General features: G+C 37.6%; 15 protein-coding genes. 8 read left to right on the top strand and 7 right to left on the bottom strand.

Annotated elements, in window-relative coordinates; translation table 11 throughout:
• Positions 1-24: 24 nt before the first annotated feature.
• Both ACFVT8_RS01135 and sspI read right to left on the bottom strand, forming a co-directional pair.
• The gene (locus ACFVT8_RS01135; protein ID WP_387082326.1) at positions 25-1,404 is read right to left on the bottom strand and encodes an FAD-binding oxidoreductase; all 1,380 of its coding nucleotides are present in this window, start codon (positions 1,402-1,404) and stop codon (positions 25-27) included.
• Positions 1,405-1,482: 78 nt separating this feature from the next.
• Positions 1,483-1,692, bottom strand: coding sequence for a small acid-soluble spore protein SspI (gene sspI, locus ACFVT8_RS01140; RefSeq protein WP_132357157.1), 210 nt, complete (start codon positions 1,690-1,692; stop codon positions 1,483-1,485).
• Between the two features lie 237 nt (positions 1,693-1,929).
• Here sspI and ACFVT8_RS01145 point away from each other — a divergent pair, with 237 nt between their 5' ends.
• On the top strand, positions 1,930-2,454 hold the full coding sequence (locus ACFVT8_RS01145) for a sigma-70 family RNA polymerase sigma factor (protein WP_387082325.1): 525 nt from the start codon (positions 1,930-1,932) through the stop codon (positions 2,452-2,454).
• Between the two features lie 499 nt (positions 2,455-2,953).
• Positions 2,954-5,065 carry a bifunctional diguanylate cyclase/phosphodiesterase gene (locus ACFVT8_RS01150; protein ID WP_387082557.1) on the top strand — a complete coding sequence of 704 codons (2,112 nt, stop codon included), beginning with the start codon at positions 2,954-2,956 and terminating at the stop codon, positions 5,063-5,065.
• 524 nt (positions 5,066-5,589) lie between these two features.
• Here ACFVT8_RS01150 and ACFVT8_RS01155 read toward each other — a convergent pair.
• The 3 genes from ACFVT8_RS01155 to ACFVT8_RS01165 form a co-directional block, all read right to left on the bottom strand.
• Positions 5,590-5,781 carry an H-type small acid-soluble spore protein gene (locus ACFVT8_RS01155; RefSeq protein WP_100544861.1) on the bottom strand — a complete coding sequence of 64 codons (192 nt, stop codon included), beginning with the start codon at positions 5,779-5,781 and terminating at the stop codon, positions 5,590-5,592.
• Positions 5,782-5,793: 12 nt separating this feature from the next.
• Entirely contained in the window at positions 5,794-5,967 is a 174-nt protein-coding gene (locus ACFVT8_RS01160; RefSeq protein WP_387082324.1) for a hypothetical protein, read from the bottom strand.
• Positions 5,968-6,162: 195 nt separating this feature from the next.
• Positions 6,163-7,578, bottom strand: a complete 1,416-nt coding sequence (locus tag ACFVT8_RS01165) for a LysM peptidoglycan-binding domain-containing protein (protein WP_387082323.1) — start codon at positions 7,576-7,578, stop codon at positions 6,163-6,165.
• A 168-nt stretch (positions 7,579-7,746) separates the two neighbouring features.
• Here ACFVT8_RS01165 and ACFVT8_RS01170 point away from each other — a divergent pair, with 168 nt between their 5' ends.
• A complete protein-coding gene (locus ACFVT8_RS01170; RefSeq protein WP_387082322.1) occupies positions 7,747-9,096 on the top strand; it encodes an FAD-binding oxidoreductase in 1,350 nt (449 codons plus the stop codon).
• 72 nt (positions 9,097-9,168) lie between these two features.
• Here the strand turns inward: ACFVT8_RS01170 and ACFVT8_RS01175 are convergent, their stop codons facing one another.
• The gene (locus ACFVT8_RS01175) at positions 9,169-9,564 is read right to left on the bottom strand and encodes a (deoxy)nucleoside triphosphate pyrophosphohydrolase (protein ID WP_387082321.1); all 396 of its coding nucleotides are present in this window, start codon (positions 9,562-9,564) and stop codon (positions 9,169-9,171) included.
• Positions 9,565-9,826: 262 nt separating this feature from the next.
• On the opposite strand from ACFVT8_RS01175, the gene ACFVT8_RS01180 reads away from it, so the two are divergent.
• From ACFVT8_RS01180 to ACFVT8_RS01195, 4 genes are all read left to right on the top strand, one after another.
• Positions 9,827-10,591 (top strand): TrmH family RNA methyltransferase, encoded by a 765-nt coding sequence (locus tag ACFVT8_RS01180; protein WP_387082320.1) that lies wholly within the window; start codon positions 9,827-9,829, stop codon positions 10,589-10,591.
• Positions 10,592-11,046: 455 nt separating this feature from the next.
• Complete coding sequence (gene pheS / locus ACFVT8_RS01185; RefSeq protein ID WP_132357149.1) at positions 11,047-12,084, top strand: phenylalanine--tRNA ligase subunit alpha; 1,038 nt, start codon at positions 11,047-11,049, stop codon at positions 12,082-12,084.
• A gap of 12 nt (positions 12,085-12,096) precedes the next feature.
• A complete protein-coding gene (gene pheT / locus ACFVT8_RS01190) occupies positions 12,097-14,514 on the top strand; it encodes a phenylalanine--tRNA ligase subunit beta (RefSeq protein ID WP_387082319.1) in 2,418 nt (805 codons plus the stop codon).
• Between the two features lie 234 nt (positions 14,515-14,748).
• Positions 14,749-16,716, top strand: a complete 1,968-nt coding sequence (locus ACFVT8_RS01195; RefSeq protein WP_387082318.1) for a methyl-accepting chemotaxis protein — start codon at positions 14,749-14,751, stop codon at positions 16,714-16,716.
• A gap of 139 nt (positions 16,717-16,855) precedes the next feature.
• On the opposite strand, the gene rnhC is transcribed toward ACFVT8_RS01195, so the two are convergent.
• Entirely contained in the window at positions 16,856-17,782 is a 927-nt protein-coding gene (rnhC, locus tag ACFVT8_RS01200) for a ribonuclease HIII (RefSeq protein WP_387082317.1), read from the bottom strand.
• A 133-nt stretch (positions 17,783-17,915) separates the two neighbouring features.
• On the opposite strand from rnhC, the gene zapA reads away from it, so the two are divergent.
• Positions 17,916-18,176 (top strand): cell division protein ZapA, encoded by a 261-nt coding sequence (gene zapA, locus ACFVT8_RS01205; protein ID WP_387082316.1) that lies wholly within the window; start codon positions 17,916-17,918, stop codon positions 18,174-18,176.
• Position 18,177 lies beyond the last annotated feature (1 nt).

The raw sequence follows: 18,177 nt of genomic DNA on the forward strand, positions 1-18,177 counted from the left end.
ATGTTTGAATGTAATGGTAAGTATTTACATGTTAAAAATTTTCCCTGGATTCATAATATTATGTGGGTCCAGTGCGGCCTTTATGCTCTTCATCACTAATAGAGATGTACCGTGCTCTGTAGACTGATATTTCATTTTTCCAATACCAACACCATGTTCACCAGTACAAGTACCACCACGCAGCAAAGCATATTGGACAATATGTTCGTTGAAGCGGTCTGCTTTTGCCTGCTCTTCAGCATCGTTTGGATCTAACATTAACAAGGCATGGAAGTTACCGTCTCCAACATGACCTACAATTCCGCCTGCAAGACCAACATCCTCAAGCTGTTCACGAGCATATAAAACGGATTCAGCGAGCATAGATATCGGTACACAAACATCAGTCGACATAAGCTTTTTCCCTGGATAGGCATGGATATATGCATAGGCCAATGAATGACGCGCCTCCCAGAGCTTATTCCGTGCAGCATTATCTTGTTCAAATTCAACAGTATGACAGCCAAAGTCCTCAAAAATTTCTCTAGCAAATTCTATATCAGCATGCATACCTGCTTCATTTCCGTGAAATTCTAAAAATAGTGTTGGTTTTTCATCATAGAATGTTTCATTATAAATATTTACTTGTTTGATAGAGGCTTCATCGACCAGTTCAACACGGCCAATTGAAATGCCCGCTTGCAACAATGCGGTTACTGCACCGACAGCATCGCCAACTGTCGCAAAAACTGCACGTCCCGCCGTTACAAATTCGGGTATACCATAGACTTGTAAAGTCAATTCTGTAAAGCAACCTAGCGTACCCTCAGAACCAATGAAAAGGCCATTCAAGTGATAACCAGAAGAAGATTTTGCTGCTAAGCTACCGGTATGAATGACTGAACCGTCTGCGAGTACAACCTCTAAATCTCGTACTTGATCGCGCATAACACCATAGCGCACTGCTGTTGTCCCACTGGCATTAGTTGCGGCCATTCCACCAAGTGTAGCATCAGCACCAGGGTCAACTGTGAATTGAAGTCCATGTTTTTTTAATTCTTTATTCAATTGGGCACGTGTTACACCCGGTTGTACTTTCACAAGCAGGTCATCTGGTCGAATTTCTAAAATAGCATTCATTTCAGAGAAATCGATAGAAATGCCATTTGCAATGGGAATTGCATTTCCTTCCAAGCTTGAGCCAACACCAAAAGGTACGACTGGTACACGTTCCGCATGCGCAATTTTCAAGATGGCACTGACATTGGCCGTGGAACGAGGAAAGACAACGATATCTGGTAAGCTCATTGTATGATGAGATTCGTCCCTTCCATGTAGCTGTCGCACCGTTTCGTTTGTTGACACCTGTTCTTCAGATAAAACCTTTTTTAGTTGATTTACTATTAATTCTACAGCAACAGTCATTCCAATCCCTCCTAATTTTCTGATAAGTTAAACTTTATCATGCATTTATTGGAAATGGAATGAACTGTCTATAAAAAATTAGTGAGCAAAGGCTTTTTCAAGTTTTTGAACAAATGCATCTTGCTCAGTAGGGCTAGATTGCTGCCACCATTTTTCGAAAAACACACCAAGCCCTGGAAGTAAATGCTCTTCACCACGGCTAATTGCATCTTCGACAATATCTTTAAATTCGGCCGCTGATTGACCATGTACGTTTGTCGTAATCGCATCTCTTATTTGAAAATTCATCTATTTCGCCTCCTTAGTAGTAATTTTGTCCAACCTTTTAAGAAATATGTATAGTGTGACAGATAAAAAGTATGATTTTTGAAATATCATACTGTTGTTCTCTATAAATATCAAAAAGGACTTATAAAGACTTTCTAATCATACTGACAAAAGGGTTGTTCGACATCCTCCTAGTATTGTAACTATGATAAAGTCACCTAGGAATAATGAACTGTGCACAGTCGACAGGACAATAGGATGACAACACAGCATAATAAACAAAAGTTATCACCAGAACAACCATTTGATGAAGTATTAGAATTAGTCCAGCCGATGATAACGTCAATTTTGTTAAAGTGCCATATTTATAAGGATTTTGAGTATTATCGTCAAATAGCATCCATAGCAGTGTGGGAGGCTTGGCGTAAAGTAGATCAATCAAAAGGGCTATTTTCTGCTTATATTTATACAACTGTTAAAGGAGAAATTTTAAAAGAACTTTCAAAGGAAAAGAGTTTTGAAAATATGAACACACCTATGGATAATGAAACGATAAATTATATTCGTGATCATGAAAAGAGTGAAAGAAATCCAGTTTGTATAGAAAGTATTATGTCTCATTTAAAATTTGACGAAAGAAAAATATTATTACTTTTTTATGTAGAAGGTTATAGTTATTTGGAAATAGCTAAAGAACTAGATTTATCTGTGGAGGCAGTTAAAAAAAGACGCACAAGAATAATGATTAAACTTCGTGAGTTGTTATATTCGAAAGACGAATAGGGCGTTAAAACATTAAAAGTATGCTAATTTCAAAAAAATGAATATTGGCATACTTTATCAATTATGTCTCGTCATAATTGCGTCCAGAATCGGCTTTGTGCTTAGGCCTGCGTGATGCAGGTCAGTTAGCCGTTATCGCATGGATGCGATGGTTTTAGGCTAACATCCCCTAAGAACTCCTTTCCGTTTCTGTGACATCCGCCGGAGGCTTTAACTTTTTTCAGCGGATGTTTGAACACACTTAAAAGTGATTTAAATCCGCATTCATCTCATCACCTATAGAGGGGGGAGACATTTACTGAAAGAAGTTAATTATGCATACAAATACCAATAAAAATGCTATGATTTGTAATAAGTCAAAAAAAAATACAATTTTTAATTTTAGTTTCCCTTTGGATAGATCGTATTACCTATCTAATTTGATATATATTTTTATGGAGGGTTTCTGTTGGAGAAAAGGTTGAATCAATTAGAGATAGAAAAGAAAGAGATTTGGTATATAGTATTGCCACTATTACTAGTGTTGCCATTACTAGGTTTAAGTAATCAGGTATTTGGATCTTTTAAGGAAGAAAGTTTCATTTGTTTGAATTTGATTATACAAGTACTAATTATCGTTTTTACACTGGCAATCGCTATTCAATCTTGGCTCGTTTTTTCACACCTATTATCGAATCAAACATTATACATAGGTAATTTATTTTTTATCATAGCCTTGTTTGAATTCGTGAACTTGGTTATCGTCCAATATCCAATGGTTGAAATACTATATTTGGAAATATGGTTGGATTTAATCATGCGTTTATGCTTATCAATCGGTTTTCTCTATATTATATTAAAGCCTAAAAAACGCTTAACGATGAATGATCGTAATTATACATATAGCAGTTCCTTTTTATTTGTACTACTGAGCCTTTTTCTAGTGTATTTCTCTTCAAAATATTTTTTACTTGACGAACAATTGTTGCTTAAAGCAAACGCCATTGTCCATTTATTGTCTGCTGTCTTACAAGGTGTAACGATAGTGATTTTAAGTAAGTATAAACAAAAGTTGCCTAAACGAGTTATGTGGCTTATTAGCGCAGCAGTTTATTTAATTATTAGTGATATTTTATTTGTATTCATCGAAGATTTGAAATCAATTTGGGGCTTTTCAGCATTAATTTATCAATTTTTTGCCTTCTACTTTTTCCTAAGAGCAATCTACTATACAACTGTTGAAAGACCATATCAACAACTTTTAAAAATAAAGCGAGATCTTGAGCACTCGCAGCAGGAGCTCCGTTATCAAGCTTATCATGATGATATTACTAAGCTTCCAAATGAACATTTATTATTGAAAACTTTAAAAGAGGATTTACATGATAATAGTCGTCAAAAAGCAATTATTGCAATAGAGATTGATCGCCTTGCTGGTATCCGGTCATCTATAGGGATTAGCTATTCTAATACAATGATGAAGCTCGTGGCTGAGAGAATTCAAGCCATATTACCACCCCATTATTTTGCTACAAAGCTTCGTGAGGGACAGTTTATTATTTATATAAATCATGTGAAAACAAGAGAAGAGTTGCTACAATTTTGCTTGAACTTGAAGAGTGCTATGGAAAAACCATTACAAGTACAACTATTTTCTCTCAATGGGAATCTTAATATTGGAATTGCAATGCATGAAGAAGATTGCTCAGGTGAAGAGCTTTTAATGCATGCTCAATTAGCAATGCGAGAAGCGAGTCAAATCCCTCAAAGATTTCTTTTTTATAAGCCATATATGTCAAATGGCCTTGCTGATCGTTTATTGATTGAGCAAGAACTCCATAAAGCATTAGCTAATGAAGAATTTTACTTGGATTTTCAGCCTCAAGTAAATTTAAAAACCGGTAAAATTGAGTCGGTGGAAGCGCTAGTACGTTGGCGTCATCCGACTCGTGGTTTTGTTTCACCTGAGTTGTTTATCCCAATTGCAGAAGAATCTGGCCTTATAATTCCATTAGGGAAATGGATTTTAGAGACAGCATGCTTTCAAGCGAAAACATGGAAAGAGCAAGGATTGCCACCATTAAAGGTTGCCGTAAATTTGTCGCTTGGGCAATTATTCCAACAGGATTTAGTGCAAATGGTGCAAGAGATTTTACAAAGAACAAATTTAGAACCAAAATATTTACAATTAGAAATTACGGAAAGTATGACGATGAATATCGATCAAATGACACAGCTACTTCATGAATTAAAGGCAATTGGAATTCAAATTGCTGTTGATGACTTTGGGACAGGGTATTCGTCGCTGTCATATTTGAAAGATTTTCCAATCGATTGCTTAAAAATTGACCGGGCTTTCGTTCGAAATATTCAACATAACCCAAATGATGAGGCGCTCGTTTCCATGATTTTATCAATGGCGAAGCATTTGAGATTGAAGGTTGTTGCTGAAGGAATTGAAGAAGTGGAGCAGCTTGCTTTCCTTATTAACGGTGATTGTGATTATATTCAGGGCTATTTATTTAGTAAACCGATTTCTGCTGAACAGATTTCTAATACCTTCACAGAGTTAAACAATCGAGCAAGTGATATTTTAACAGAGTTAAAATATGAAGAGGATTTCGTAATTTAATATCAGAGGTGAAAAAATTTGAAAAAAATAATAATGGTAGTAGGATATTGTATATGTTTAACAACCTTTTTATTTTTATCATTAAAAACATTGATTTTTTCTACGATGAGTGAGTCTTTTCCGAATGCTCCATTTATCTTAAGTTTACTATTGATAATAGCCATTTCAGTGATGTTAGGTTTATTTTTAAGAAAATTTGTTAGTGATTCTAAACAATTGTTTTTATGGTCTACTGTCATTTCTTGGATCTTCGCGTTGGCAATATTTTGGAGTTATTAAAAAAGACTTTTCACAGTGTATGTGAAGGTGAAGCGACAGCGATGTAAGTGGAGGAAGTGGCTGGGCGCTTGTCCACAGGAAGCTCTGGAGCGAGTAGCCTGGAACGGAAACCACCCTTCGATTTGCCGAGAGCTAAACTTTATTTAATATGACCTCTTAATTTCATTGCCGTAATAGTTTTCAACAACATGAAAACTGCTTACTTCACCACAAGAAGTAAGCAGTTTTTTATTTGATGATAAAGTTTAATGTACGAGGTACTCTTCTTTTAATTCTCCTATATCCACTTCGGATCGTTCCTCTAAAGAACGACGTAAATGGACAGTTGCCGTTTTACCATCATCATGAAGTTTGTCAATCCAAATAGATACGCCATTATAGCTTACTTCATATTCTTTTGGTGAGGCGACAATTTCTTGTGCACGTGTATAATCCACTTGAAGGCCCCCTTATTTTTTTGTCTTGCCTTCTTTAGTGACTGAATTAATCATGTTCATAAACTCTTGAGAAAATTCTTCAACAGCTTTTTCACTAGCTTTGTCTGGCGCTATTTTTTGGTTATTTGGCGTTTGAGGCAAAGACCCTTTGTTGGCACTTTTACCTTGCTTATTGTCTCTTCCCATGTTCAGTTTCTCCTTTCGCTTTGATATTTCTTAATATGGCTTTGAATTGATTTTTTTATCATGGGAAAAACTAGGGAAAGGTAAGAATTTATTGTAAAAATGTTTAGAACCATGGGGGTTAATAGCTCATCCATAAATGTGCATACTAAGCTAAAAGATCAGTCGCGTCACCCAGCGTTAATACAGAGTCTTTATTTATAATGAAACCTTTTTGATGGAAAAATCATTATTCAATAGTGCCCAGTTTTGTGGGAAAGGAAAACCTAATGCCCAATAGCTAATACCTCGAAGATTATATTCCTTCGTCATGTCAAACTTAGCTTGTGCACTTCTAGCATCTTCAAACCATACCTCATGATTTTTACCTTGTTCATCAACATAACGGAAATATGGTGACTGTGCGATCCTATCATATTGAATAGTTGCGCCATGTTTAATTGCTCGGTTAAGGGCTTCTTGAGAGCTGAATGTTTCTGCCTCCTGACCTTTAACATGCGGTAGAAGCCAATCGCGAGCATAAATTTCAAAGCCTAAAAATATTTTGTTAGCAGGTATTACTGATAAAGCATATTCAACAACTTTTCTCATTTCGTTAATGGGTGAAATGGCTTGTGGTGGACCAAGTCGGTATCCCCACTCATATGTCATTAAAATTACAAAGTCTGCAATTCTTCCATGTGCTTCATAATCATGTGCCTCATATAAAGTCCCTGCCTGTGTTGCGCTCGTTTTTGGCGCAAGTGCCGTTGAAACTAGGAAACCTTTTGGATGAAGACGATCAACAGCTAATTGGAGGAAAGTGTTGTAATTCTCTCGATCTGCTGGAAGAACGTTTTCAAAATCTACATTTAGAACTTTATAGCCCTTTTCCTGCATCACTTTCAAAGTATTGTTGATGACCTTCTCCCGTAATTCTGCACTGGATAAAATGACATGTGATAAGTTGGAACCGGTTTCTGTGGAAGTGAAATTCGTAAGTGTTAGCATAGGTGTAATGTTTTTGGCAACAGCTGCATCGATCATTTCTTTATCCTTTATAGGCTGTAGTGTTCCATCCTCCTTTACCATATAAGCAAAGGGGCTAAAATAAGTTAATAAATGACCAATCGCGTTAATTGACTGTACAGCTTCTTTAGGCTCTTCATACGTATAAGCGTTTACTTCAATGGAAGGCTTTGCTCTCGGAATAATCAAATGTGCACCAGCATAAATCATGTTTGGATCTGAAATTCCATTTTCTAAAACAATTGCTTGAACAGTCGTTCCATATTGTGTAGCAATTTGCGATAGGGTTTCTCCTGGCAGCACAATATGTGTAGTAGGTGGAATAATTAGTCTAGTTCCAGGTGTTAAAACATCTGGATTTGTTAAATGATTTTCTGTGATAATCGATTGCATAGTCACCCCATATTGTTGGGCGATCGACCATAAGGTGTCACCCCTTTTTACAACATGAGTTGTGTAAGGAGAAGGGATAACGAGTGATTGTCCGATTACTAATTGATCTGGATTAGATAAAGCGTTTAATTGGATAATGGAATTGATAGGTACTGAATAGCTGTTTGCAATTTGCCAAAGTGTCTCACCAGCACTCACCACATGAATAATCATTAGGACACCTCCTTAGTGGTTTCAATATAGCATCATATGTATGAATAAAGTAAATGAGCATTTATCTTTCATTTTTAAGCGATAAAAATTTCAATCTTCATATTCTTTCCAAGTGATATGCATAGGATAAAACATATGCATGGCATCATTTGAGAGAGGAGTTGTATTTTGAAGAAAGTAAAGCTCACAGGAAGAATTATTACCCCTGAAGATCCGGACTATGAGCAAGCGAGAACAAATAATAACTTAAATGATCCCAAATTTCCGAGTATCATTGTATTTTGTCGACATACGAAAGATGTTATTAACGCATTAAAATGGGCGAGAGAAAATAATGAATCATTTCGAATCAGAAGTGGAAGACATAACTATGAAAATTATTCATTATTAAATGAAGGTCTTGTTATTGATGTTAGTGATATGAATGACTTAACAATTAATAGGCAAGATATGACAGCGAGAATTGAAGCGGGCGCTAATTTAGGAAAAGCATATCGGGTATTATGGGAAAATGGTTTTACAATCCCAGCAGGAACTGAAGGTAGTGTAGGGGTTGTTGGTTTGACACTCGGTGGTGGAATTGGCATGCTATCGCGTCCTTTTGGGCTAACATGTGACAATTTACTTGAACTTGAAATGGTTGTTGCAAGTGGTCATGAAGGGGCTGAAGTAATCCAAGCTGACAAGCAGAAAAATAGTGACTTATTTTGGGCAAGTTGTGGCGGGGGCGGAGGAAATTTTGGTATCGTTACAGCGCTTACCTTTAAACTGCATCCTATTTCTAACGTATCGATTTTCTCTATTACATGGGAATGGGAGGATTTTGAACGAGCTTTTGATGCATGGCAAAAATGGGCACCTTATACAGATGAACGCTTGACCTCACAGATAGAGCTTAAATCTAAGGAAGTAGGTGAAATTGTTGCGCAAGGTGAGTTTATAGGTACAGCATCTGAGTTAAAGAAACTACTTCGTCCTTTAAGGAAAACAGGTGCACCGACGAATGTATGGATAAAGGAAGTGCCGTATATTAAGGCTGTAGAATTTTTTGACTTACCGAGCGGCAACAAACCGGCCCTTCGTAAAAGGTCAGGATCCTTTATTGAAAGGCCATTCCCTCATGCTGCTATTGTTAAAATGAAAGAATTTTTAACGAACGCTCCAAATAGAGATACGACTATTTGGCAGCAATCTCTTAGAGGTGCGGTAAGCCAAATTGCGTCTAACCGAACAGCTTATTATTATAGGAATGCTTTGATTGCTCAGGAGTATAATACTTCATGGAAAAAGGCTAAAGAAGAAGAAAAAAATATTCAGTGGGTGGAGAATTTAAGAAGGGCTTTGTCACCTTACACTGCTGGTGATTATGTGAATTTTCCAGATCGTTTTATAAAAGATTGGCCAACTGCCTATTATGGTCGTAATCTTAGAATGCTTAAAGAGGTAAAGGGAAAATACGATCCGTTTAATGTATTTAATTTTCCTCAAAGTATACCGCCAAATAAGAAGTGGCTATAACTGAAGGACAATGAAAAAAGAAAGAGCAGAGAGGGCAATCTGCTCTTTTCTTCCGCATTAACTGCCCATAGACTATTTTGCTGCAAGTATTTTATTGATCGCTGGAATATCAGCAGGAGCAAAATTAAGATTGAGAAGTTCATTTCGAGGGACCCACCTAATTTCAGCATGTTCTAGCATGACCGGCTCTCCCTTTATAATCGACGCTTTAAATGTTTCTAAGCGTACGATAAATTTTTCGTATTCATAAATAGTATCTTCAACCTTTTCCTCAACTTGTATAGAGCAATTAAATTCCTCTAATATTTCACGAGTTAAAGCTTGTTCAGGCGATTCGCCCTCTTCGATTTTACCACCGGGAAATTCCCAATAATTTGCTAGTACCATATTAGGATTTCTTAACGCACAAAAAATTTCATTCTTATCATTTTCGATAATTGCACCTACTACATGTACATTTTTTTTCATTTATTTTCATCCCCGTTGCGCATTCTTAAAATATTGAAAATTATAACATACATCATTGAATTCTCCCATTATCTAGTAGGAAATAATTTTGCTCATTTCCATAGCGTGGGGCTGATTTCCGTTTCGTCTTTGGGGTGCCATTTCTAATGATTGGTAAACTGAAGGAATAACAATTAAACTGTTTTTTGCATGACTATGTAATTTGTCGTTTTCTACTGTATAATAATGAACAGTAAATAGGAAAAAGGCGGTACGAGGTACGATGAAAAGAATTGAATCTACGCAAAATGCGTTAGTGAAATATTGGAAGAAGCTTGCGACAACGCGTAAAGAGCGTGAAAGATCTGGAGAATTCATAGTAGAGGGATTCCATTTGGTGGAGGAAGCAATAAAAAATAACGAGCAGGTGCTACAGCTAATTGTACGTGAAGGTGTAGATTTACCAATGCTTTGGCCGATTGATAATGTAGCCGTCGTTGAAGTAACAGCGGCTGTTGCCAAGGAGTTTGCTGAAACGGAGACATCTCAAGGTGTATTTGCAGTTTGTAAACAACCTTTGTTAAAAGAAGATATAACGGCTTCGTGGCGTAAGGTGTTGTTAATTGATGCCGTCCAAGATCCAGGAAATATTGGGACGATGATTCGTACTGCGGATGCAGCTGGTTTGGATGCAGTCATACTCGGTAAGGGCTGTGCGGATTTATATAATCCTAAAACGCTTCGCTCTGCACAAGGCTCACATTTCCATATTCCTGTCCTTCGTGGTGATTTAGAGGAATGGATCGAGCAGCTACAGGATAATGGTGTACCAGTATTTGGAACAGCTTTAGATGAGGATGCAGTTGTTTATAGTGATATTGAGCATACTGGTTCATTCGCTATCATGATGGGGAATGAAGGTAGTGGTATTCATCCACAACTACTTTCGATGACAGATCAAAATATTATTATTCCAATTTTGGGACAAGCAGAATCTTTAAACGTAGCAGTAGCAACAGGAATCGTTTTATATGGATTTGTGAAGTAGTTAATCAAAGAAATCACAACTGTAATTTAAAGAATATGGTGAAATCGTTAAAATTGCCGATAGAACCATTAATATCTACTACAATAGGCACATGGCTCTTGATTTGAATTGGTATAGTATTGTATAATCACTGATAAAATATAAATTTAAATGCTTTGACCGGGAAGTAGTAAAGATTGTGAATGGACGACAGGGAGCGCGGGCCGAAGATTGAGAGCCAGTGCCGTACCAATGCAGTTTTGAATTCATCCCGCGAGCAGCTACCGGGACCAGCGAAAGGCTGTAAAGGTATGCCGGCTTTAATCTAGTCGTTATGTCAATGAAGTGATTGCTAGGAATTTTCCTTGCAATAACTAGGGTGGTACCGCGAATATGTCCTCGTCCCTTTTTTAGGGGCGAGTTTTTTTATGCCTTCAATAAAATTGGCATGGATTTGAACAAGGAGGGTTTATTACATGGAAGAGCAATTAAAGCAATTAGAGCAAGAAGCACTTGCTAAAATTGAAGCGGCAGCAAATTTAAAGGAATTAAATGATGTGCGAGTAGCATATCTAGGAAAAAAAGGACCTATCACTGATTTATTAAAAGGGATGGGGAAATTATCAGCTGAGGAACGCCCAAAAATGGGTGCTTTAGTTAATACAGTTCGTGAAAAGGTAACTGCTGTATTAGAGGAAAAGGTAACTGTGCTAGAGGAAGCAGCAATTGCTGAAAAATTAGCAAGTGAGTCGATTGATGTCACTTTACCTGGACGTGAAATTAAAGTTGGGAATCGTCATCCATTAACACGTGTTATTGAAGAAATTGAAGATTTATTTATTGGTATGGGCTATGAAATTGCCGAAGGTCCTGAAGTTGAAAAGGATTACTATAACTTTGAAGCATTGAACTTGCCGAAGGGACACCCTGCGCGTGATATGCAGGATTCGTTCTATATTTCCGAGGAAATATTATTACGTACGCATACCTCTCCTGTGCAAGCTCGCACAATGGAAGAGAAGAAAGGTGAATCAATTCGCATTATTTGTCCAGGGAAAGTGTTCCGCCGTGACAACGATGATGCTACACACTCTCACCAATTCATGCAAATTGAAGGGTTAGTAATTGGCGAAAATATTCGTATGAGTGACCTTAAAGGGACGCTTGATACATTAGCGAAAAAAATGTTCGGTGCAGACCGCGAAATTCGACTTCGACCAAGTTTCTTCCCATTCACAGAGCCATCTGTTGAAATGGATATTTCTTGCTTCAAATGTGGTGGTTCTGGCTGTAACGTATGTAAAGGTACAGGCTGGATTGAAATTTTAGGAGCTGGAATGGTGCATCCAAATGTACTTGAAATGGCTGGATATGATCCGAAGAAAGTGTCAGGCTTTGCATTCGGTATTGGTGCTGAACGTATCGCAATGTTGAAATATGGTGTCGACGATATTCGTCATTTCTACACAAGTGACACACGTTTCTTATCACAATTCGAGCGAACAGAGGCGTAAGGGGGATAAAAAATGTTAGTATCATTAGAATGGTTAAAAGATTATGTAAGTACACAGGATTTAACGCCTGAGGAGTTAGCTGAAAAAATTACGCGCTCTGGGATTGAAGTAGATGCAGTAATTGACCGTGCTAATGCAATGGATAAAGTTGTTGTTGGCTATGTCGTATCAAAAGAGAAACATCCTGAAGCAGATAAATTAAATATTTGCCAAGTGGATGTTGGTGAAGCTGAACTACAACAAATTATTTGTGGTGCTCCAAACGTTGATGCTGGTCAAAAAGTTATTGTCGCTCGCCCAGGTGCACATTTACCAGGCGGCATTAAAATAAAAAAAGCAAAACTTCGTGGACATGAATCAAACGGTATGATTTGTTCATTACAAGAGTTAGGAATCGAAGGGAAACTTGTTCCTAAAGCATATTCTGAAGGTATTTATGTGCTTCCTGAGGGTGCTGAGGTTGGTTCAGATGCCCTAGCTATTTTAGGTCTGCGTGACACAGTATTAGAACTTGGTTTAACACCAAACCGCTCAGACGCACTGTCAATGCTAGGCGTGGCGTATGAAGTTGGTGCAATTCTATCTGAAGAAGTGAAGTATCCGGAAATCGCCTACAGCACTTCTTCTGAAAAAGCAGAAGACATGTTAAAGCTTCGTGTAGAAGATTTACAAGCAAACCCAATGTATGTAGCAAAAGTTGTGAAAAACGTAAAAATCGCGGAATCACCGATGTGGCTACAAAATCGTTTAATGGCAGCAGGCGTACGCCCACACAATAATGTTGTCGATGTAACGAACTACATTTTAATGGAATACGGTCAACCGCTTCATGCCTTTGACTATGATAGCCTAGCAACAGGTGAAATCGTAGTGCGTAAAGCAACAGAAGGCGAAAAAATTACAACTTTAGATGACCAAGAGCGTACATTAAAAGCAACAGATTTAGTTATTACAAATGGCAAAGAGCCAGTAGCAATCGCAGGTGTAATGGGTGGTGCGAACTCTGAAGTAAATGATTCTACAACAACAGTTGTGATCGAATCTGCTTACTTCGACGGTTTAACTGTACGTCAAACATCGCGTCATCTTGGACTTCGTTCAGATGCTTCTGCTCGCTTTGAAAAGGGTGTTGACCCTAACCGTGTATTATCTGCTGCTGAACGTGCTGCAGCACTACTAGCTGAATTAGCTGGCGGTGAAGTGTTAGAGGGAACATGCATCGTGGATGAACTAGATAAATCACCAGCACGTGTTGTCGTTTCTCCAGATTTTATTAATGAACGTTTAGGTATGAAAATTTCGTTAGAAGAGATGCTGTCTATTTTAGAGCGTCTTAAATTTGGTGTAGAAGCAGCAAATGGTTTACTAATCGTTGATGCGCCAACACGTCGTCAAGATATTAAAATTGAAGAAGATATCGTAGAGGAAATTGCTCGTCTATACGGCTATGATGAAATACCGATGACTTTACCAGAGGGAGCAAACCAAGTTGGCCGTCTAACGCCATATCAAGCAAATCGTCGTGTAGTTCGTAGTTACATGGAAGGGGCTGGACTTTACCAAGCTGTCACTTACTCATTAACTTCAGATGCATTGTCACAACGCTTTGCATTGAAAGCTGAGCCGGTAACACGTTTACTAATGCCGATGAGTGAGGACCGTTCAACACTACGTCAAAGTCTTATCCCGCATTTAATTGAAGCTGCAGCTTATAATGTTGCGCGTAAGGCTGACAATGTAGCATTGTATGAAATTGGTTCAGTATTCCTTGGTCAATCAGAAGAGGGGCTACCATTTGAGGAAGAGCATGTGGCAGCAGTAGTAACAGGAAAATGGCTTGATCATGCTTGGCAGGGTGAGAAAAAAGCAGTAGATTTCTTCGTCTTAAAAGGCATTGTTGAAGGTGTTATTGGTAAGCTTGGGTTAGAGGATCGTATTTCATTTGTGAAAGCTGAAGTAGATGGATTACACCCAGGTCGTACTGCTAGCATTCTTTTAGACGGTGAAGAAGTCGGCATTATCGGTGGATTACATCCAGCAGAGCAAAAAGCATGGGGTGTAAAAGACACATATGTAATGGAAATGAATCTAGTAACATTATTAAATGCTACTGCAAAAGAAGCACCTCTAGGATATACACCAGTGCCTCGTTTCCCAGCAATGTCTCGTGATATTGCACTTATCATGGACCGTACAACTACAGCTGGAGAGGTTACTGCTGTGATTCGCTCAGCAGGCGTGAAATTATTGAAAGACGTTCGTGTATTTGACGTATATGAAGGTGGAAAAATGGATGCTGGTAAAAAATCAGTGGCATTCTCCCTAACATACTTCGATCCAGAACGTACTTTAACAGATGAAGAAGTTGTTGCAGCACACAATAAAGTGTTAAAGGCTATTGCAACAATTGAAGGTACAGAAGTACGCTAATTTAATAAATCTTATGTGAGCTGTCTCTTAATGAGGCAGCTTTTTTTGTTAACATTTACAAGTAGTTTTTGTAGGAAGTGTGAGAGAAATAAAGCGCTGGAGAGAAGACTTAAGGCTAAATCTTATATTTCGCTCTTTCGTCAATATTTAGAAATAACAAAAAATAAATTTTTGATCTATTTATGTGTATAGTAGAATTTGGATAGAAAATATTACTAAGGGGTGATAGTTATTATGAAAAATCATCGAAAAAGAAGAGGCCTTTCCGTGCGAGCCCGATTAATATGGGCGTTTACTTTAACACTTTTAATCCCCAGCATTGCTATTGGTACGTTTTCGTATTTGAAGGCTTCTGATCAATATTACAAGGAGTTAAGTAATAGCTCGCGCGAAAATGTCGATTTATTAAATACACTAATTTCAAATGAGATATCACCTATTCAAAGTGATGTGGAATATTTAGCTGCTTCTTTTAATAAGAATGTGCAAGATGCAGACGCTTTAAATGAGTTAGAAAAATATAATGCTTTACATAGCAATGTCTCTGTTGTCAATTTAGCAATTGAGGGGCACAAATTTTTACGTGAACCACAGGCTGAATCCTCAGCTGATTATGATCCATTTACGCGACCATGGTACTTAAAGGCTATTGAATCACCAGGCAAAGGCGTTATGATTGATCCTTATAAATCAACGATTACAGGTGAATTAATATTAGCGGTATCAGCTGGATTACAGGACCGTTCAGGGGTTATTTCTATTGGTCTGAATTTAGATGGAATTTCCGAGCTAGTGAAAACGGTGGAAATTGGTGATAATGGCTACGCTACATTAGTAAATGCCAATAATCTAATTATTGCTGATCCACAGTTAGAGGTGGGATTGGAGCTCAAAAAGTCATATATAGAAAAGATGCAAGGAAAAGAAGAAGGTAGTTTTACCATTAAAGAAGATGGAAGAGAGTATCAAGTGTTTTTTACTACCAATAAACTAACGGGATGGAAAATTATTGGTACAATGGATTTAGCAGACGTAGCAGCTGTCACAAAACCAATATTAATAAACACTATGACGGTTATTGTCATTGCTCTAATCGTATTTGGAATCATTGGTGTTTTCATTATAAGAACAATCATTCAGCCATTAAATAAGTTGTCAACAGTAGCTGAGCAGGTAGGAGACGGTGATTTACGTAATTTAATTGAAATTAAAAGACATGATGAGATAGGTAAATTGGCGGATATATTCAATAAAATGATTCTATCTTTACGTGGTGTAGTTGGTAACATTGGTGAGGAATCAAATCAGTTAGCTGCATCATCGGAGGAATTGACAGCGAGCACGTCGGAAAATAAACGAGCAACTACACAAATAGTGGATTCTGTTCAAATGTTTGCAGAAACGGTTGATGTGCAAGCAGTAACAATTAATGATAGCACTAACGCTGTATTTGAAATGTCTTCATCAATTCAGCAAATTTCAGCTAAGGCCGATACCGTTAATGCGATGTCAAATAAAGCGATGAATGCTGTTATGATAGGGGATGAAACTATTCAAACAGCTATTGGACAAATGAAAATGATTCAAAATACCGTTCAGGCACTTGAGAACACGGTACAAACATTAAGTGATCGTTCAAATGAAATCGGGCGTATTGTAGAGGCAATTACGCAAATTGCTGATCAAACAAATCTTTTAGCTTTAAATGCTGCAATTGAAGCTGCTCGTGCTGGAGAGCATGGAAAAGGTTTTGCAGTTGTTGCTGATGAGGTGCGAAAACTCGCTGAGCAATCTGCACAGTCAACAATGCAAATAAAAGATATCATTGATTTTATCCAAGCCGATACAAAATTAGCGGTTGAATCAATGGCTGCTGGTTCAGCTGAGGTCGTAAAGGGAATTGATATAACAAATACGGCAGGAAAGTCATTTGAAGAGATTCGTACGAATGTACAAAGTGTAACTTATGAAATAGGACAAATTTCGGAGACATCTAAGGTTATTTCTGAACACGCCAATCAAGTGGCTATCGGGATTGAAAGTGTACTTGAGCAAACAAATGAAAATACAGCAAGTGCACAAAATATATCCGCTGCAACCGAGGAACAGCTTGCTTCTATGGAAGAAATCGCTGCATCGGCTGAAGCCCTTGCTAAAATGTCTGAAAATCTTCAACAAACGATTCAACAATTCAAATATTAAGTTGAAACGAAACTTTTCTAAAATGATAATAATAAGTTTTTGATATAAAGGATTTCGCTAACTCCAGTAGAGAGCAAGTTGCGTAACTTGTAATCTGCTGGTGTATAGCGAAATTTTTTTGTTGTCTATAAGACCAGTTTTATTTCATCTTTTTAGCTTTTTCAGTATTCGCAAAATGCCATTTTGTAATGGAACGTAAAAAATCCTCCCCTTGTTTTCGCCAAATGCGAGCTGCTAACGCATCTACTTTCGCTGAGGCCCCCTTCAACAACTCTATTCCAGCAATCTCACTCAGTCGGTCCATTTCTTTTAAAAATGCAGCACGAGCTAATATCGATGCAGTTGCTACCGAAACATGTAATTGCTCGGCCTTCGTAGAAAATAGCACATCATCTCGAACGATTTCCCGTTCATTTTTTAAGTAATTGTAATACACACCACGTTCAGCAAACTGATCTATCAAAATATGCTCTGGTTTTTTAGGTGCCATTTTTGTCAATGCATTTTTAAGTGCTCTATTGTGCATCATAGCTTTCATCTTACCTTGAGAGTAACCTCGTGCTTGTAATTCGTTATATTTTTCATTGCGTAGTACAAGTACACTATGGACGCAAGCTGCGCGTAGATCAGGCGCTATTTTACGCATGTAATCATCTGTTAGCATTTTTGAGTCCTTGACACCAAGTTCGTTTATAAGCGCAATTTTTGATGATGGGACATATACGGCAGCAACTGTTATTGGACCGAAATAATCACCGGTACCAGTTTCATCTGAGCCTAGTACCGACATCGTGGCAAAACCTTCCGGCAAAACGTCGCCTTTTGCTCCAATTGACGATGATTTCTGTGCGTTTGTTATTTCTATGTTTCCCCAGCGTGCAGCTTCTCGTTCAGCTCCTCCCCCTTGGAACATTAATTTACCTGATTTGTACATCGTAATGGCTGTATCTGGAAGCTTCGCGGCAAAGATTACACCAGGAGCTTTGCGTTCTACAAAATGGTTTGCATAGTAAGACATTACCTCTTTTTGTTTATTTGTTGATATGGAAAGCACAATATTTGACATTTACTCGTTCCTTTCTATCCTCGTTGTTCACAATTTTATACCTTTCGTGGTATGATAATAAATAGCTTTTTTGTGTAAGTTGTTCACAATCAAAAAAATCGTGAGCACAAAAATTTTAAAGGAGGGTGCGACTATGGAAAATCATGAAAAGAATAAAATTTCTGTGGAAATATACGGTCATACATATAAAATGGTCGGCTCTGAATCCATTGGACATATGCGACTTGTCGCTTCGATTGTTGATGACCGTATGCGCGAAATGAATGTACATAACCCCTCACTTGATAGCACAAAGCTTGCCGTTCTTACAGCAGTAAATACCGTTCACGATTATTTACTATTAAAAGGACAAATAGAGCAACTAGAAGAAGAATTGAAAAAATTAAAGGGTTGAA

Source organism: Lysinibacillus sp. NPDC058147 (assembly GCF_042884205.1).
Classification (GTDB): domain Bacteria; phylum Bacillota; class Bacilli; order Bacillales_A; family Planococcaceae; genus Lysinibacillus.